Origin of the sequence: Enterococcus sp. AZ141 (assembly GCF_051714385.1) — a bacterium.
In the GTDB taxonomy this organism is placed as follows: domain Bacteria; phylum Bacillota; class Bacilli; order Lactobacillales; family Enterococcaceae; genus Enterococcus_D; species Enterococcus_D entomosocium.
Genome location: NZ_JBIORT010000001.1, coordinates 1,128,244 through 1,144,397, shown reverse-complemented (window position 1 = coordinate 1,144,397; position 16,154 = coordinate 1,128,244). Strand labels below are relative to the sequence as shown.

16 protein-coding genes and 1 riboswitch are annotated in these 16,154 nt (G+C 47.0%); of the genes, 1 reads left to right on the top strand and 15 read right to left on the bottom strand.

Going from position 1 to position 16,154, the window contains the following annotated elements:
• Positions 1 to 160: 160 nt before the first annotated feature.
• The 13 genes from pknB to IGI89_RS05325 form a co-directional block, all read right to left on the bottom strand.
• Complete coding sequence (gene pknB, locus IGI89_RS05385; RefSeq protein ID WP_005232981.1) at positions 161 to 2,164, bottom strand: Stk1 family PASTA domain-containing Ser/Thr kinase; 2,004 nt, start codon at positions 2,162 to 2,164, stop codon at positions 161 to 163.
• Entirely contained in the window at positions 2,161 to 2,901 is a 741-nt protein-coding gene (locus IGI89_RS05380) for a Stp1/IreP family PP2C-type Ser/Thr phosphatase (protein WP_438735400.1), read from the bottom strand. Before IGI89_RS05380 ends, pknB begins: the two co-directional genes overlap by 4 nt.
• A 14-nt stretch (positions 2,902 to 2,915) precedes the next feature.
• Positions 2,916 to 4,274 (bottom strand): 16S rRNA (cytosine(967)-C(5))-methyltransferase RsmB, encoded by a 1,359-nt coding sequence (gene rsmB / locus IGI89_RS05375; protein ID WP_008381714.1) that lies wholly within the window; start codon positions 4,272 to 4,274, stop codon positions 2,916 to 2,918.
• The gene (gene fmt, locus IGI89_RS05370) at positions 4,264 to 5,217 is read right to left on the bottom strand and encodes a methionyl-tRNA formyltransferase (RefSeq protein WP_438735399.1); all 954 of its coding nucleotides are present in this window, start codon (positions 5,215 to 5,217) and stop codon (positions 4,264 to 4,266) included. Before fmt ends, rsmB begins: the two co-directional genes overlap by 11 nt.
• Entirely contained in the window at positions 5,210 to 5,701 is a 492-nt protein-coding gene (gene def, locus IGI89_RS05365) for a peptide deformylase (protein WP_005230314.1), read from the bottom strand. Before def ends, fmt begins: the two co-directional genes overlap by 8 nt.
• Positions 5,702 to 5,711: 10 nt before the next feature.
• Positions 5,712 to 8,114 (bottom strand): primosomal protein N', encoded by a 2,403-nt coding sequence (gene priA, locus IGI89_RS05360; RefSeq protein WP_144330826.1) that lies wholly within the window; start codon positions 8,112 to 8,114, stop codon positions 5,712 to 5,714.
• Positions 8,115 to 8,242: 128 nt separating this feature from the next.
• Positions 8,243 to 8,548 (bottom strand): DNA-directed RNA polymerase subunit omega, encoded by a 306-nt coding sequence (gene rpoZ / locus IGI89_RS05355; protein WP_005232977.1) that lies wholly within the window; start codon positions 8,546 to 8,548, stop codon positions 8,243 to 8,245.
• Between the two features lie 5 nt (positions 8,549 to 8,553).
• Positions 8,554 to 9,168, bottom strand: a complete 615-nt coding sequence (gene gmk / locus IGI89_RS05350; RefSeq protein WP_005230308.1) for a guanylate kinase — start codon at positions 9,166 to 9,168, stop codon at positions 8,554 to 8,556.
• A 124-nt stretch (positions 9,169 to 9,292) separates the two neighbouring features.
• The gene (locus IGI89_RS05345; RefSeq protein WP_005230307.1) at positions 9,293 to 9,574 is read right to left on the bottom strand and encodes a hypothetical protein; all 282 of its coding nucleotides are present in this window, start codon (positions 9,572 to 9,574) and stop codon (positions 9,293 to 9,295) included.
• Between the two features lie 13 nt (positions 9,575 to 9,587).
• Entirely contained in the window at positions 9,588 to 10,472 is an 885-nt protein-coding gene (locus IGI89_RS05340; RefSeq protein WP_061053501.1) for a YicC/YloC family endoribonuclease, read from the bottom strand.
• 27 nt (positions 10,473 to 10,499) lie between these two features.
• Positions 10,500 to 10,715 (bottom strand): YdbC family protein, encoded by a 216-nt coding sequence (locus IGI89_RS05335; RefSeq protein WP_005230288.1) that lies wholly within the window; start codon positions 10,713 to 10,715, stop codon positions 10,500 to 10,502.
• Complete coding sequence (locus IGI89_RS05330; protein ID WP_005232975.1) at positions 10,708 to 12,372, bottom strand: patatin-like phospholipase family protein; 1,665 nt, start codon at positions 12,370 to 12,372, stop codon at positions 10,708 to 10,710. Before IGI89_RS05330 ends, IGI89_RS05335 begins: the two co-directional genes overlap by 8 nt.
• A gap of 75 nt (positions 12,373 to 12,447) precedes the next feature.
• Complete coding sequence (locus IGI89_RS05325) at positions 12,448 to 13,164, bottom strand: class A sortase (RefSeq protein WP_005232974.1); 717 nt, start codon at positions 13,162 to 13,164, stop codon at positions 12,448 to 12,450.
• Between the two features lie 231 nt (positions 13,165 to 13,395).
• Here IGI89_RS05325 and IGI89_RS05320 point away from each other — a divergent pair, with 231 nt between their 5' ends.
• Positions 13,396 to 14,184 carry a hypothetical protein gene (locus IGI89_RS05320; protein ID WP_005232973.1) on the top strand — a complete coding sequence of 263 codons (789 nt, stop codon included), beginning with the start codon at positions 13,396 to 13,398 and terminating at the stop codon, positions 14,182 to 14,184.
• Between the two features lie 55 nt (positions 14,185 to 14,239).
• Here IGI89_RS05320 and thiT read toward each other — a convergent pair whose 3' ends face one another.
• Complete coding sequence (thiT, locus tag IGI89_RS05315) at positions 14,240 to 14,812, bottom strand: energy-coupled thiamine transporter ThiT (RefSeq protein ID WP_008381706.1); 573 nt, start codon at positions 14,810 to 14,812, stop codon at positions 14,240 to 14,242.
• A 52-nt stretch (positions 14,813 to 14,864) separates the two neighbouring features.
• A riboswitch (TPP riboswitch) is annotated at positions 14,865 to 14,966 on the bottom strand.
• Positions 14,967 to 15,147: 181 nt separating this feature from the next.
• Positions 15,148 to 16,122, bottom strand: a complete 975-nt coding sequence (locus IGI89_RS05310; protein WP_008381705.1) for a ribose-phosphate diphosphokinase — start codon at positions 16,120 to 16,122, stop codon at positions 15,148 to 15,150.
• Positions 16,123 to 16,154 lie beyond the last annotated feature (32 nt).

Below are 16,154 nucleotides of genomic sequence, written 5' to 3'. Positions count from 1 at the left end.
TGTACGCTTGCACAAATGGCAGGACTAAAGGAAATTTTAAAGACACCTGTGCCTCACTATAAGGTTTAGAAACAAAAACAAGCAGCTGGACGGGGAACAAAAAGAGAATTCTTTGGTCCCCGAAGGCTGCTTGGTTAAAGTATTTGGTTTTAGCTAGTTTCTAATCACTTTCTGAGCTACTTTCACTCGTAGCGCTTGAATCAGAGGAATCATCTGAACTACTGCTTGGCGTCGATGAGGACGAATCATCTGGTTCAGGTCCTCTAGAGATCGTGACCGTTACAGTAGAGCCAACTTCGACGGAGGTTCCAGCACCTGGAGAGACACGGACAACATGTCCAGCTGGTACCGAGTCATTATAGCCGTCCTCTTCCTCAAAAGTCGAGTCCAATCCCGCTTCATTCAAGTCTGCTTCTGCATCGGCTTGGCTTTTCCCAACGATTCTTGGTACATTGACCATTTCCTGCCCACTGCTGACCGTCAAAGTGATGGTCGTTTGGGAAGTCACCACCGTTTCACCTGTTGCGGGTGCTTGGGCGATGATCGTGCCTGATGGTTGACTGCTAGATTGATAGTTCACTTCGATCTGTGATCGGTCGACACCACGAGAAGTCAATGCTGCTCGTGCATCTGCCTCTGTCATGCCATAATAGTTGTCCATTGCGAAGCTATCTGGTCCGGAGCTGACCTTAAAGGTGATTTCGTCTTCTGCTGGGGAAACTTCCCGCCCTGCTGCTGGTGATTGACTGATAATATCCCCTTCATCGACATCATCTGACGACTCTAGCTCTTCTTTGATTCTGTCTTCATCAAAGCCCAAATCGATCAACTCTTTTTTGACATCATCAAAGGAGCGACCTTCATAGTCATCAAGGGTGATTTTCTTGGTTCCGCTACTGATGTAGAGGGTCACGACGGAATTCTTTTTGACTTCATTGCCTTCTGGCGGATCGGTCTTGACGACATTGCCTGCTTCGACTTCATCGTCTTCGATTTCTTCTACCTCGTCTGCCACTTGTAAGCCAGCGGCTTCCAGTTCGGCCCGGGCGGCCGCTTCTGTCTGGCCGTTGACTTCAGGAATCGCTACATCCCCCCGACCACCGCCGAATAGGAAGTAACTGCCTATGCCTAGCAGTGCGATCACCATAATGACCGGCAGCAGCAGCCAGCGTTTGCGTTTTTTCTTTTTTGGTTTCGCTGATTCTTCGGCTTGATCCGCAGCCGTTTCTGCCACGGGTTCTTCCACTGGCGGCGTTTCAACTTGGGCTGCTTCTACAGGGGTCAGCACTCTCGTTTCATCCATCAGGGCATGAGGTTCCCATCTCGGTTCATTGAGTCGATCAGGTGACAATACAGTATCAAGATCCGCTCGCATTTCATCGGCAGTTTTGTACCGATCCGCCGGTTCTTTGGCGGTCGCCTTCAATACGACGTTTTCCAGCGATTGCGGAACATTTTTGTCATAGATCCGAATCGAAGGGATCTCATCTTGGAAATGTTTCAAGGCGATCGTTACGGCTGATTCGCCATCAAAAGGTACTTTGCCGGTTAAAATTTCATAGAGAATGATCCCAATCGCATAAATATCTGATTGATTGGTCGCCATACTGCCTCGTGCTTGTTCTGGTGAAAGATAATGCACCGAGCCTAGCATCGAGTTAGTTTGGGTGATCGATGTTTCTGATAGGGCGATCGCGATCCCAAAATCGGTGATTTTCACCACGCCGTCTTCATTGATCAGCACATTCTGGGGCTTGAGGTCCCGGTGAATGATGCGGTGTTGATGGGCCAGCGCTACCGCTGATAAGATTTGTTGTATGATATCAACGATCTGCAAATAAGGTACTGGATAGTGCGTTTGGATATAGCGCTTGAGATCCATCCCTTTGACGTATTCCATCACCAAAAACTGCATGCCGTCTTCTTCGCCGACATCATAAACGGTTACGATGTTGGGATGAACCAGCTCAGTCGCCGCCAATGCTTCTCGTTGAAAGCGCCGAATCGCACTTTGGTCGTTTTGGAAGTCAAAACGAAGCACTTTGATTGCCACTTCACGGTCTAAGATCAAGTCATGCGCCAAAAACACATTTGCCATTCCGCCGCTGCCGATATTGCCGATGATTTTGTATCGGCCGTTTATCTTCTTCCCAATTTCGATCATGGGCGCTCTCCTCCAACTTTAATCAATAATACCGTGATATTGTCGACACCGCCGCGTTCGTTGGCTTGATCGATCAATGATTGCACTGCTTCTTCCAGCACAGGGGTTTCTTGGATCGTTGCTGTGATCTCTTCATCTGAGACCATGTTGGTCAATCCGTCTGAACACAGCAGCAAATAATCCCCGTCTGCAATAAAGTGGATCGCCACATCGACTTCGACTTCGCTTGGCATGCCGATCGAGCGGGTCAAAACGTTTTTGCGAGGATGATTCAAGGCCATTTCTGCTGTGATTTGTCCTGACTTCACCAATTCATTGACCAGTGAATGGTCCTCTGTGATTTGGGTCAGCACTTGATTGCGTAAAAGATAGGCACGGCTGTCCCCGACATTGGCAATCGTAAACTGGTCGCCTAATAAGGCCACAGCAATGATCGTGGTGCCCATGCCGCTAAGTTCTTCTTGTTCTTGTCCTTTTTGGAAAATCACTTGGCTTTCTGCTTGGATTTTTTGGATCAGCCATTGGGCAGTTTTTTCACTGTCTGTCAGCTCTGTCCGTTCCCAAGCGGTGCCGATCTCACTGACTGCTTGACGGCTAGCGACATCTCCGGCCCGGTGGCCCCCCATGCCATCGGCAAGCAAGGCCAATGTCACATTGGCTTTATTTACATAGGTTGCTGCAAAATCTTGGTTTGTGTTGCGACGTTTGCCGACATCTGTTTGAAAACGAATCTCCAATTTCTTTCACCTCGTTACTTTTTGCGTAGACAACTGATAAAAAAGCCATCTGTCATAAAATCTTGCGGATAGATCGTCAACATATCCTCTTGAACCGCTTCGGCTGCCAGCGGTCCTACCGCAAGAGGCATTTGCTCAAATTCAGGATGGTCAGCGAGAAACGCTGCCACGACTTGTTGATTTTCTTCCTCTAGAATCGTACATGTGCTGTAGACCATTATACCCGATTTTTTCAAGGTTGGGGCGGCACTTTCCAAAATCTCTCGCTGAATCTGCGGCAAGCGTTGGAAATCGGCCTCCGTCTTGCTGTATTTGATGTCCGGCTTACGGCGCATCAACCCTAATCCAGAACAAGGGGCATCCACTAAGATGCGATCAAATTGTTCGGGGGCAAAGGTTTGAGCCGTCTCTCGGGCATCCATCACGCGGGTTTCCACAACTGCTTCTACGCCTAAACGTTGGGCATTTTGCTGAATCAGCTTAACTTTATGGGCATGGATATCCAGTGCTGTCACTTTGCCGCCCTCTGCGGCAGACAAGAAGGCAGCGATATGGGTCGTTTTGCCTCCTGGGGCGGCGCACGCATCCAATACTTGATGGTTCCGGGCTACTTGTAAAACGGGGGCAACCAGCATCGAACTTTCATCTTGGATCGTCAGTAAGCCTTCTTTGTAGAGGGAAGAGCCCGCCATAAAGCCTTTATCAGCCACAACCCCATAAGGGGAAAGCTCACTTGGTCGTGCGTCAATGCCTTCTTCTTGTAGCCGTTCGATCGCTGCTGCTTGCGAGATGCGCTGCAGGTCGATACGACCACTGGCATGATTGGGTTCAAATAAGGCATAGCCTAGCTCACTGGTTTCTTCGATCCCAATTTGTTTGACTAGTTTCTTCGTTAGCCATAAGGGCAGGCTGATTTCCGTTGCTAAACGTTCCATTGGATCTTTGATCAATGCCAAGTCTGGCACTCCTTGTCGTTGGATCGTGCGCAGTACGCCATTGACGAATTTACCAGTCCCTGGATTGCCTTTGGCTTTCGCAATATCCACGGCTTCATGAATGATGGCATGGGCGGGTACTTTATCGAGATACAGCATCTGATACAAGGAAAGCCGCAGCAGCGTTTTGACCCACGGGTCGACTTTGCGGGCATTTTTAATAAACCGGTCCAAATAATAATCCAATAAAAGCTGACGACTGATGGTGCCGTACACCAATTCAGTCAGTAAGCGACCGTCCTTGTCATTTAAACGCCCTTGATTCATCAATTCCCGCAGCAGTAGATTGGAATAAGCACCGCCTTTTTCGATTCGCAACAACGCTTCTAGTGCCACAAAACGCACTGTATATTGTATGTCTCCAAGATTACGCTTCATAGGTACCTACCTGATCCCCTTTTTGAATCTGTTGTCCACTGCCGTTTAAGAATGCGGCAATGTCTTGTCGGCCTTTTCCAGCTGGCTGCAATTCATCGATAGCCAATACAGTGCCTTCCCCACAAGCGATCAGCAACGTTTTTTTCGTCCGTTCAATGATCGTTCCTGGCTGGGCTGTCGTCGTTTGCTCCAGCGGTGTTACTTGCCAAAGCTTCCAGCGGTTGCCGTTTTGTGTCGTAAAGGCGATCGGCCATGGCCGCATGCCTCGGACTTGGGCATCGATTTGCACCGCCGTTTTCTGCCAGTCGATGGCTTCTTGTTCACGGCTGATATTCGGCGAGAAGGTTACTTTCGCTTCTTCTTGCGGAACCGGCTGCAACTCTCCTGACAAGATTTTCGGCAGGGTTTCCAGCAACAAGTCTTTGCCCAGCAGGCTCAACTTATCAAACATCGTCCCCACATCATCTTGTGCCGTGATGGGCAAATGAGCTTGAGCAAAAATACCGCCAGCATCCATTTTTTTGATCATTTCCATGATGGTTACACCCGTTTCTTGCTCCCCTTCCATGATGGCATAATGCACAGGAGCCCCGCCCCGATATTTCGGCAGTAGGGACGCATGAACGTTGATAGCGCCATGCTTCGGTACTTCTAGTAAAGCACTAGGTAAAAATTGACCGAAAGCTGCCGTGATCAGCAGATCAGGTGCCAAAGCTTGAATCTGCTCCATTTCTGGTGACCCACTGATTTTTTCTGGTTGTAAAACCAACAAACCGTGCTTCAACGCCGCTTCTTTGACGGGTGTCGGAGTGATGGTTTTTTTGCGACCGACGGGACGATCCGGCTGGGTCACGACTGCTGCCACTTCATAGCCGGCTTCAAGCAAGCCTTCTAAAATTGGGACGGAAAACGCCGGGGTACCCATAAAGACGATTTTAGTCATTTTCATGTTCCTCCATATACTTTTCTAAGTCTTCTTCAGGAATGCGTTCGACGAGCTTGTCGACAAACAGCACGCCATTTAAATGATCGATCTCATGCTGCATCGCACGCGCCAAGTAACCGAATGCTTCCACTTCCATTTCTTCTCCTTCTCGATCGAAATAGCGGACAGTGATCTCGTCTGCTCGTTTGACGGTCCCAAAGGTGTGGGGAATACTCAAGCAGCCTTCCACATCAAGGGATTCACCAGAAGAAGCGATGATCTCAGGGTTGATCATTTCAAAGCGATCGTCTTCTTCGACTTCCACGATCGCCACTTGCAGGTTTTTGCCGACTTGCGGTGCGGCAATACCGATCCCGTCATGGGCGACCATCGTTTCATAAAGGTCGTCTAGTAGCTGAACGAGTTCATCGGTAATTACTTTGACGGGTTTTGCTTGCCGACGAAGACGTTCATCGGGGGTGATAATAATAGGATAACGCATATTTTCTCCTCTAAATAAAATTCAACGGCTCTTGGTCAATCGATACGTACAATCCTTTGCGCTGATCGATTTGACTTTGATCCAACAGACGGGTCAACAAAGCAGGTAGCTGCGGTTCATTTTTGTATTTAATGATCAATTGGTAGTAATAACGGTTTTTCACCCGCAAAATCGCACTTGGTGCCGGACCCAACAAAATACTTCGCGGTGACAGCTCCTGCTGCAGATCCCGCGCGATCGCAAACATCTTCTGAGCGGCGACTTGCTCTTCGGGATGGCTGCAGGTGATTTTGACGGTGAAATAATACGGTGGATAACCGCTTTGGTGCCGCATCCACATCTCTTTTTGATAGAAATCTTCGTAGTCTTGCGACTGCGCCAACTGGATGGCATAGTGCTCAGGGTTGAATGTTTGGATCACCACTTCGCCGGTTTTTTCCGCCCGACCTGCCCGACCACTGACCTGAGTCAGCAGCTGGAACGTCCGTTCACTCGAACGAAAATCTGGCAAGTTCAAGGCCGTATCGGCATTCAAGACCCCTACCAGCGTGATATCAGGAAAATCCAAGCCTTTGGCGATCATTTGGGTCCCCAACAAAATATCCGCTTTTTTCTCCCCAAACAAGGTCAAGATTTTTTCGTGGGCGCCTTTTTTGCGGGTGGTATCGACATCCATCCGTAAAACCCGCGCTTCGGGAAACAGTTCCTTCAACTCTTCTTCCACTTTTTGCGTGCCCGTTCCGTAATAACGAATCTTGTCTGCATTACAGTTGGGGCAACGATGGGGGATGTGTTCTTCATGTCCGCAATAATGACAGCGCATCGTTTTGGTATCCATATGGAGCGTCAAGGAGATGTCGCAATTTGGGCAAGGCAAAACATACCCACAATCGCGGCACATCACGAAGGAAGAGTAGCCGCGCCGATTCAGTAGCAAGACGATCTGTTCTTTCCGGGCCAAGCGGTCTGTGATTTTTTCCTGTAACGGACGAGAAAAGGTTTGATACTTTTTGTTGGCAAATTCGGTACGCATATCCACGACTTCGATCTGCGGTAATTGCGCACTGGTTTTTGCCCGTTGATTCAATTTCAATAGGCGGTAGACTTCTTTTTGCGCCCGGGCACGAGACTCCAATGACGGCGTCGCACTGCCTAACACCACTGGACAGTGATGGTACTGGCTGCGCCAAATCGCTAAATCTCTCGCATGGTAACGAGGGGCTTCATCTTGCTTGTAGGAAGCTTCGTGCTCCTCATCGACGATGATGACCCCGATGTTTTTCAACGGAGCAAAAATCGCCGAGCGGGCGCCAACCACCACCTGCGCCTCCCCACGTTCGATCTTACGCCATTCATCGTATTTTTCACCTTGGGACAAGCCGCTGTGTAAAACAGCCACTGCGTCGCCGAGACGGCTTTTAAAGCGTTCGACCATTTGCGGGGTCAAAGCGATCTCCGGTACGAGCATGATCGCGGTTTTGCCTTGTTTCAGCAATTGGGCGATCGCTTGCAGATAGACTTCTGTTTTTCCACTGCCGGTGATCCCTTCCAGTAAAAAAGTCTGCGCCTCTTGGTTATCCGCACAAGCAGTGATTTGCGCTACTGCAGCTGCCTGTTCTTCATTTAATTCAAGGGGGACCGTTTTTTGAAATTGACGGTCTTTGTAAGGATCACGGTAGGCTTCAACTTCCGTAAAGGTCAGCCAGCCAGCTTCTTGTGCTTGGTTCAAAGCCGCGGTGGAAATCCCTTGTTCGGTAAAAAAGGAAACCGGCAAGCGGGCTTCCTCTGTCAAAATCTGTAAGATTTCCAGCTTGCGTTTGGCCCCTTTGCGCAGCTGTTGCTGGACGGCGGGGATTTCTGCTGGCTCGATCCTACGTTCAATATAACGGGTCATTTTCGCTTTGTTTTTATTTTTCACGAGGTACTGCAGTTCAACTACTGCGGCTTCCCGCAAAGGCTTCAACTGCGGCAGCAGCCCTGCACTTTCGGCGGCTTGCCAGCTGAGGATGCCGTCTTCGGGAAAATATTCTTTGATGGGATGATTTCCTTCGAGTAAAACGATCTGCTTTTGGTACTCGGCTTTCATCACACTAGGCAGCATCGTCTGCAAGCAAGTAATCTTAAAGGCAAAGGTCGTTTCCTTCATGTAGTCGGCTAATTGGAGAAGTTCTTCATTGACGACAGGCGACAAATCCAACAAACGAACGATTGGTTTTAAGGTCTGTTGCGGTTCGGCAACTTCTGAAAGCCCGACGACGAACCCTTGGATATGGCGGTCGCCTTTGCCAAATGGCACTTCGACCCGCATTCCTGTCTCAATGGCGGCTTGTAATTCTGATGGGATCAGATAAGTAAAAGGCTGATCGGTCTGCATCGTGGGAACATCCACGATCACTTCTGCTATGTACGCCATCTCTTCTCCTCCTTTTAGGTTCTATTTTACTAAATGGGCTGGGGTTTGTCTGTACCCCTTACAAAAATTTAACCATCGCCATTCAAAAGAAAAAGCCAGAACACAGGCGTGCTCTAGCTTGCTTTTGTCTATAGCTTTTGTTCGTCGCGGATACGCGCTTCTAATTCTTTTTGTTCTTGGTCTTTTTGCGCTTTGCGCTCTTCTTGTTCCATTTTCAAACGGGCCCGTTTGATTTCCGGATGCGGATCATTAACGACTAATTCCGCTTCGATTTCTTCAAGCGCTTGACCCACGCTTTTCACTGAATCAAAGTTTTCTAATGTTGCTTGCGCACCGGCATCAAGTTCATGCGCCCGTTTGCTTGCTAAGATCACTAATGAATATTTTGAGTTGACACGATCCAACAAAGAATCGATTGAAGGTTTTAACATCATATTTCTTACAGCTCCTCTAACATTTTGATATAGGTTCCGATCACTCGGTCAACGCGAAAATGTTCACTCGAAATAATTTCGCGAATTCGTTGGACTGCCTTAGGTACTTCATCATTGACAACGGCATAATCATACAAAGCCATCATTTCGATTTCTTCACGGGCGACACGCATCCGTTCATCGATCACTTCGGCAGAGTCGGTTCCTCTTCCTGTAATACGAGAGCGTAATTCTGCCAGATCAGGTGGCGTCAGAAAAATAAACACACCATCGGGAACTTTGTCTTTTACTTGTTTTGCCCCTTGCACTTCGATCTCTAAAAATACATCTTTTCCTTGATCCAGTGTTTGTTGGACATAAGATAATGGGGTGCCATAATAATTGCCGACATATTCGGCGTATTCCAGCATTTCACCGGCTTCGATCAAGGCTTCAAATTCTTCCCGCGTGCGGAAATAGTAATCGACCCCTTCCACTTCCCCCTCGCGTTTTTGACGAGTGGTCATTGAAACGGAATATTGAAAATCGTTGTCGTCACTCTCAAAAATTGCTTTGCGCACGGTCCCTTTCCCTACTCCGGAAGGTCCTGATAAAACTATAAGTAATCCTCGCTCTGACATAATGACGTCCTTTCACTGACATTTGCTTAACGTCTATTTTGCACTTTTTTTCAGCAACTTTCAAGAACTACTTTATTATAATGGGAATTTCATGAAATTGCTAGTCTACACTTCGGCTGCTTTCTTAAAAGCCCATGTTGCTTAAGGTATTGATGACCCCTGCTAATTCGTCTTTGGCAGTGATCGCTTTTTCGGTCGGATCCGTCACTTCTTGGCAATCGATACGTACGATGTACCGACGATTTAAAGAAACAGCTACGCCATCAACTAGTAGATGAAGAAAATCCGGCTCGATGGCTACGCAGGCATCTTCCCACGCAGAGAAATTCTCTTTATCAGAGGGAATACTGCGCTTGATGACATTTTTTCCGCTCAGTTCGTGAAAGGTGATATCGTAATATTTCATTGGTTCATTCCTCCTACTCGATGTTTTGAACTTGTTCTCTGATTTTCTCAATGATCGTCTTCATTTGGACGACACTGTTTTTGATTTGGATCGGACTTGATTTTGAGCCAATCGTATTGACTTCTCGGTTCATCTCTTGGATCAAGAAATCCAGCTCTCGACCTATCGGCGTCTCAGCTGCCAGCAGCTCCGTCATCGTCGTTAAATGGATACTTAAACGATCCAGTTCTTCGTGGATATCGCCGCGTTCTAATAAAATCGCCAACTCTGTCAGTAAACGATCGCGATCGACTTCTTCCCCTAAATAAGCAGTCAGTTTCTTTTCAAAGCGTTCTTGGTAGTCCGCCTCATAGAGGGCCACGAATTGTTTGAGTTCTGTCAGCTTTTCCTGCAGCTGTCGCTGGTTTTCTTGTAAGATCTGCAGAATGCCTTGCCCTTCCACCCAGCGGCTTTGGTCGATCGCTGCCAACGCTTGGTCTAATGCTTCCATCACGCCATCGGCTAAGGTGCTTTCTTCTGGCTCTTGATCAGAGATCGTTAGAAAAGCCTCATGGAGCAGGAATTGTTCCAGCAATGCTGCTTTTGGCAGCTCTGTCAGGTCAAAACGGGCGTTGGCTTCGGTATCGATCTCCTGCATGAAACGTTCCAGCAGGTCCCATTGGATCTCGATCTGTTTCGTATTTGCGGTTTTTTCTTTTAACGTCACATACAATTCGATTCGCCCCCGCTGGAGGGTCTGCTTGATCGACTGCCGTAAAGCACCTTCTAGAGGATTCAATTGTTTGGGCATTCGCAGCTGCAGGTCCAAAAAGCGCTGATTGACACTTTTGATCTCAATTTCGATCTGCACATCTGGCGTTTCTGCACTGCCTTTGCCAAAACCAGTCATACTTTTCATTTGATCACTCCTCACCGTTTTGCTTTCTTACATGGAAAGCAGGGCTTTTTTAAGTTCTGCAAATTCTTCATTGGATAAGGTCACGCCTTTGCCCATCTTCTCGTGCTCTGGGCCCCAATCTCTCAGATCAAATTTTGGCGGACGCCCATTCCAGCTCACCAAATTCAATTCTTTGCGCCAGCCTCTTTGATTTTCCGAAAGCACGGCGATCTCTTCGACGATTTCATACGAAAATTTATCCATTTTCTGCTCCTTTCAAAAGATAGTGACTATACGCTGCCATCAAAGCAGTCAGCGGGTAACGCCGGCGAATCTGCTGAAGGGCGGGCAAATTCAATTGCTGCGTCCGATAAAAAAAGAAAAAGCGGTTTTGCTCGGACAAGACAAAAAAACGGTCGCGATAATAACTCAGCCACTCGGTGATCGACCAGGCATCGGCTTCTTCCACTGCCTTTAGCGCAATTTTCTCAGCTAAAGCCGTTAGAATCGTTTCCTGCTCATAAATCACCGTAGGCGCTAGATACAATACTTTCGCGGTACACTCTATCAGTATACGCCCCCACTGCTCAAATGGCACATCCTGTTGATAGAATTTACGCATTTTTTTCCAAAATTCTTTTTTCTTTAGTTCCTGATAAAGCAACGGGTCTGTCTGGCGTAGCTCTTTCAAAAAGCCCCGCCATAACGGCTGAAAATCAACCGTCTTTTCAAAGGTATACCAATGGCCTTGGTATTTGCCGAACACTTTCAAGGTTTCCAAATAGCCCAAGGTCATATTATCCAGCGAACGCTGGGCATCAAAAACCAAAAAGCTGCCTAAGGACCAAGGAGACCCTAACGAAAGTTGCGCAGTTTCTTCCGTCAAAACCGTCCTTTTATTGATGCCGGGTCCTTGGACATCCACGGTGATACATTCCGTTGCCCCTTGCTGTAGAGCGACATCGATGGGCAGGTTATTGCGATAGCCGCCATCGATATAATAGGCATCATTGATTTTTTGCGCCTGCATCGCTGGATAAAATGAGGCTGATGCCAATAACCAATGCAGGTTTTCTTCTACTGCTGATGGATCAAAGGCATAAACCGTCTCCTTGAAATCTGGCAGACGAGTCGTACAGATCAGCAAACGACAAGCAGTTTGGCTGAATTTTTCTTGATCAAAGGTCTTTTGCAAAAGCTTTGCCAAGGGTTCGGTACTGGCGCCGTTGCTTTTGACCGCTTCACGGACCAGCGAGTTGGCTTGATTCATCAAATCCCGCAGTGTTTGGGCTCGTACCGAAGCAAGCGGATAGTGCAATACTTGCTCGCTGGAGATATTTGCCCATAAATCGACGGCCGCTTCCACATCGTTCATTAAAATCAAGGCACCATTCAACGCACCGACGGAAGTTCCCGTGATCCATTCAAAGGTGATGCCCCGTTCTTGCAGCGCTTGCCAAACCCCGATTTGATACGCCCCATGAGCACCGCCACCGCCTAAAACCAGCGCCGTCTGATAAGATAGCGCTCTTTGATACCCTTGAGGGACCACCTGATACCCTTGCTGGATAAACCACTCAGCCAAGGGGGGCCGATGAGGAAGCTGCCACAAGACGGCTGCTACAAAGCGACTGCGGGCGAAGCTTTCTGTCACGGCCAGCAGTTGTTTCCAAGTAAACTCGGCGGCCGCTTCCACCAGCAGATTGGTGATGGTCAGTGTCTTTTGGTCAAAATCAAACTGCCCGGCAAGGTAAAAGCGGCCATAACGGCTGTCGATCTGCCAGCCCTGCTGCGCCATGTCGGCAAGAAAGGCTCGTCGCGCTTTTGAGTGCGACTCAAAAAAGGAAAAGACGAGTCGGCTTTCTTGAAACCCTGCCCTTTGTGCAAGAAAATCGATCGAAGTCAGTTTTTTCACTTTCATCAAGACGCCTCCTTAAGCAAAAAAGAATAGACGAATGACACGCCAGCTGCCGTACCACTCGAGCTATTCTTTTGATTAAAATGTTCGTTGTGCCATGTTGAATGCTGCCAACATCTCATCCGTTGCTTCGTCGACAGGCGTTACAGATTCCAGATCACCTTGGATCACACGACGGGTGACACCGCCCATTTCCCCACAGGTGATCAGCGTGATCATTTTGCGGCCTTCTACTTCGTCAAGCAAATAAACATCGGTCGGGTCGACCCGCACAGAAGAAGTCGCAGTATACGTGTAAATATTTTCCAGATCGGTCACATAGATAGCCGCCCCGATCGCGACATCATCCAATGGTGTAAACAGGAGCTCTGGCGATTGAGCGCGATGGCTAGCTAACGCGTAATTGCCTTCCCCCATTTTTTGGGTGGGACTTAACGTACCAGCACCATACAGCAAGGCCTCGTTGGCCAAGCCTTTAAAAATCGGCAGATTGATCCCAACACTGGGAACCGCCACGCCGCCGATCACTGGCAAAGCTTTGTTGCTCAGCTGCGCCCGTAAGACTGCTTCTGAACTTGCCGGCTCCACGGCATCAAAATCAAAGGTCGCTTCCGCTTCCATATTTTTTTCGACCTCACTACGATCAATGGTGCCGACTGCGTATGCTTCACCTGTTTGTTTAATAAAATAATTTTTGATTTGATTATTAAAAATCAATGCTAAACCAATCAATAACAGCACAAGCAAAAAGAGATTGCTCAGCCAATTCGAAAGTCTGCTTTTCTTTTTTCTCATAGGTTCTCGTCTCCATTAGTTTCTTCTTTTATCATACCAAAATCCTCATAAAGACGCCAATTTTGGCCAGTTTTTTTACGAAAAGACAAGATTTGCCTTTTTTTGTCGAAAAAGGGAACTTAAAAATTGTTTTTTCTGTTATTTTGTAATATAACTTTAAACGAAAAGATACAAGCAATTTTCAGCGCTTTGTTGTAGAATGAACTTAGTATATAGGAGGGATCGATCGGCATGTCTAACACGATTTACGTACATATTGATACAACCAGCAATGCCGTCTTGACCCGCGGGCTTGCCCCCCAAGATTTTAACAAGAGCATCGTCCATCAGCCCAAGAATTTGCTCTTGCTTGATCCTTCCAGTGATTTCGGCGAATTCGACGGTCATACGGGCTTAAAAGTGATACGCGGAATGGAAGATGTCCAACTGTTTTTTCAGCAAATCAACAAAGGTCGCATTGCCGAAGAAATGAAGTGGATCGATTTTAATGATTACGAGATGGTCAAAGAATTGACGCCTTTAGAGATCTCCGAATTGTTATATTTTGGCCACATGAAGACACACCTCCACTCCCCTTTCTTTTACAAACTGCAAAATAACTTTGTTTTCTTTGACTTAAAAGATGCACGTTCCCGCGTTTATTATCGCTACTTAGATGAATATTACCGAATCTTGGCGGATCGGATCACCCGCATCGTCTTAGAAAAAATCAATGATCGCCTCTCCTTTTTTAAAAAAGCAACACCGGTGGAAAAACTCGATTTTAATTTGCTGAAAGAGTTGCGGGGAATCATGCAAGAAGGCATCGTCTTCTGTCTGACACAAGAACAACTGATCGATAAAACTTATACGATTCCGATCTATCTGTCAGAAGATGCTGGCTTGAAAAGCACATTGGTCAATCAAAAAGAGTTAGATCAAATTGCAGTTTTGCGCTACTCAGCCAGCAAAAAAAACTGGTCGTTGGAAATTGATCAAGAAGATTTGGCTTTTGGCTTTTTCGACAAAAAAATGTCTTGATGCTTCTCTTTTTCAAAGAGCATCAAGACATTTTTTCATGGTTCCATTTCTAAAACTAAGCTTTAGGCACAAATAATTTCGGGGCTGCCTTAACTAAGAGACCTAATACAACGCCCACATAAACGATATTGATGATGACCGATGTTCCATTGAAGATCAAGGAATACAGATACGGACTTTGTCCTTCTGGTGCGTACATTCCCCAGACAAAAACCCCTGCCCAATAATGCCAAAACCAACGGCTAATCACCGCCACGATGCCCCCTAAGACGACATACCACGTAACGGTTTTGCTGTTTTGACGGATCGCTTGCTGGATTTTATTAGCAAACAAGCCGCCCATCCCGCCAAAAGCAAAGGCAAAGGGATATTCAAAGATGATCTGTGGAACGGTGATAAAGTTACGCATGGCGCTACCAATCAAAATATTCAGCAAGCCCCACATAAATCCCGCCGTCATTCCCGGCAGCACCCCGCGACGATACGAATACAAGACCAAGGGCACGAGCCCTAGAGACAAGTCGATACTGGAATTGGCTGTCTGGATCGGGATATACGACAAGACGACCCCGATAGCAGCAATCATCGTTCCTTCCGTCCACACTTGCAGCGACATTTTTCGTTTCAAAAAAAACTCCTCCTTTAGAATCATCACAATTCACAAAGGAGAAGTGTTAGACACTTCAACTCGTCACAATTCCTACGTTCGCATGATCGAAACAGGTACGAAGGGTTTAGAGTACTCTCATTCTCAGCCTTTGCAGACTCCCCTTTGTGATTAGATTCTATTTTATTTTGTGCTTGCGTTTCGCAAGTCACTTTCAAGAATACCATAAATTGGTGAAAAGAAACATGACTGCGATCGTTTTTTCTAAAAACATCCTGAAACTCCTCAGAAAAAAACAACCAATGAGCGGTTAAAGACCGACCATTGGCTGTTGTTCTCATGCTTATGAGGCACGATTAAATTGATAATTTTGATTCAAACAGTGGACTTACTGGTTTGTTCTCATGGATTCGTTTGATCGCTTCGCCCATCAAGGCACCAACACTGATCTCATCGATTTTTTTCGACTTACGGTCTTCTGGCAAGTAAATCGAATCTGTCACAACTAGATGCTCAATGGCCGAATCTTCGATTCGTTCCAAGGCAGGTCCTGACAAGACAGGGTGAGTACATGAGGCGTAAACACTTTTGGCACCTGCTTGTTTCAACGCATTCGCAGCCAATGTGATGGTACCAGCAGTATCGATCATATCGTCGATCAAGACACAAGTTTTGCCTTCAACATGACCAATGATATTCATGACTTCCGCTACGTTGGCTTTCGGACGACGTTTGTCGATGATCGCGATTGGTGACTTAAGAAACTCAGCTAATTTGCGGGCACGAGTCACGCCACCGTGGTCTGGTGAAACGACTACGACGTCATCGCCTTGAATGCCTCTTTCCAAGAAGTAGTTGGCGATCAATGGTGCACCCATCAAGTGGTCAACTGGGATATCAAAGAACCCTTGAATCTGTGAAGCATGCAAATCCAGTGTAACCATACGGTTCGCACCGGCTTTTTCGATCATGTTTGCTACAAGTTTTGCGGTGATTGGTTCTCTTGATCGCGCTTTGCGGTCTTGTCTTGCATAACCATAATAAGGCATTACTACATTGATCGTCTTCGCACTGGCGCGCTTCAAAGCATCGATCATGATCAGCAATTCCATTAGGTTATCGTTTACAGGGCTGCTGGTTGATTGAATCACGTAGACGTGGGCACCACGAATACTTTCTTCAATATTCACTTGGATTTCACCATCGCTAAATTGTTTGACTGAACACTTACCTAATTCAACACCTACTGCAGCTGCGATTTTTTCCGCCAAAGGACGATTTGAGTTCAGAGAAAAAATCTTCAATCTTGGATCAAAATAATGATTTGACATGAGAACCTCCACTTTCTTTGCGTTCATCTAGA

Bases quoted from the DNA above. Each gene is read 5' to 3' on its own strand.
- pknB (WP_005232981.1), bottom strand. From the start codon at position 2,164: ATGATCGAAATTGGGAAGAAGATAAACGGCCGATACAAAATCATCGGC.
- rsmB (WP_008381714.1), bottom strand. From the start codon at position 4,274: ATGAAGCGTAATCTTGGAGACATACAATATACAGTGCGTTTTGTGGCA.
- fmt (WP_438735399.1), bottom strand. From the start codon at position 5,217: ATGACTAAAATCGTCTTTATGGGTACCCCGGCGTTTTCCGTCCCAATT.
- def (WP_005230314.1), bottom strand. From the start codon at position 5,701: ATGCGTTATCCTATTATTATCACCCCCGATGAACGTCTTCGTCGGCAA.
- priA (WP_144330826.1), bottom strand. From the start codon at position 8,114: ATGGCGTACATAGCAGAAGTGATCGTGGATGTTCCCACGATGCAGACC.
- rpoZ (WP_005232977.1), bottom strand. From the start codon at position 8,548: ATGATGTTAAAACCTTCAATCGATTCTTTGTTGGATCGTGTCAACTCA.
- gmk (WP_005230308.1), bottom strand. From the start codon at position 9,168: ATGTCAGAGCGAGGATTACTTATAGTTTTATCAGGACCTTCCGGAGTA.
- IGI89_RS05345 (WP_005230307.1), bottom strand. From the start codon at position 9,574: ATGAAATATTACGATATCACCTTTCACGAACTGAGCGGAAAAAATGTC.
- IGI89_RS05340 (WP_061053501.1), bottom strand. From the start codon at position 10,472: ATGAAAAGTATGACTGGTTTTGGCAAAGGCAGTGCAGAAACGCCAGAT.
- IGI89_RS05335 (WP_005230288.1), bottom strand. From the start codon at position 10,715: ATGGATAAATTTTCGTATGAAATCGTCGAAGAGATCGCCGTGCTTTCG.
- IGI89_RS05330 (WP_005232975.1), bottom strand. From the start codon at position 12,372: ATGAAAGTGAAAAAACTGACTTCGATCGATTTTCTTGCACAAAGGGCA.
- IGI89_RS05325 (WP_005232974.1), bottom strand. From the start codon at position 13,164: ATGAGAAAAAAGAAAAGCAGACTTTCGAATTGGCTGAGCAATCTCTTT.
- IGI89_RS05320 (WP_005232973.1), top strand. From the start codon at position 13,396: ATGTCTAACACGATTTACGTACATATTGATACAACCAGCAATGCCGTC.
- IGI89_RS05310 (WP_008381705.1), bottom strand. From the start codon at position 16,122: ATGTCAAATCATTATTTTGATCCAAGATTGAAGATTTTTTCTCTGAAC.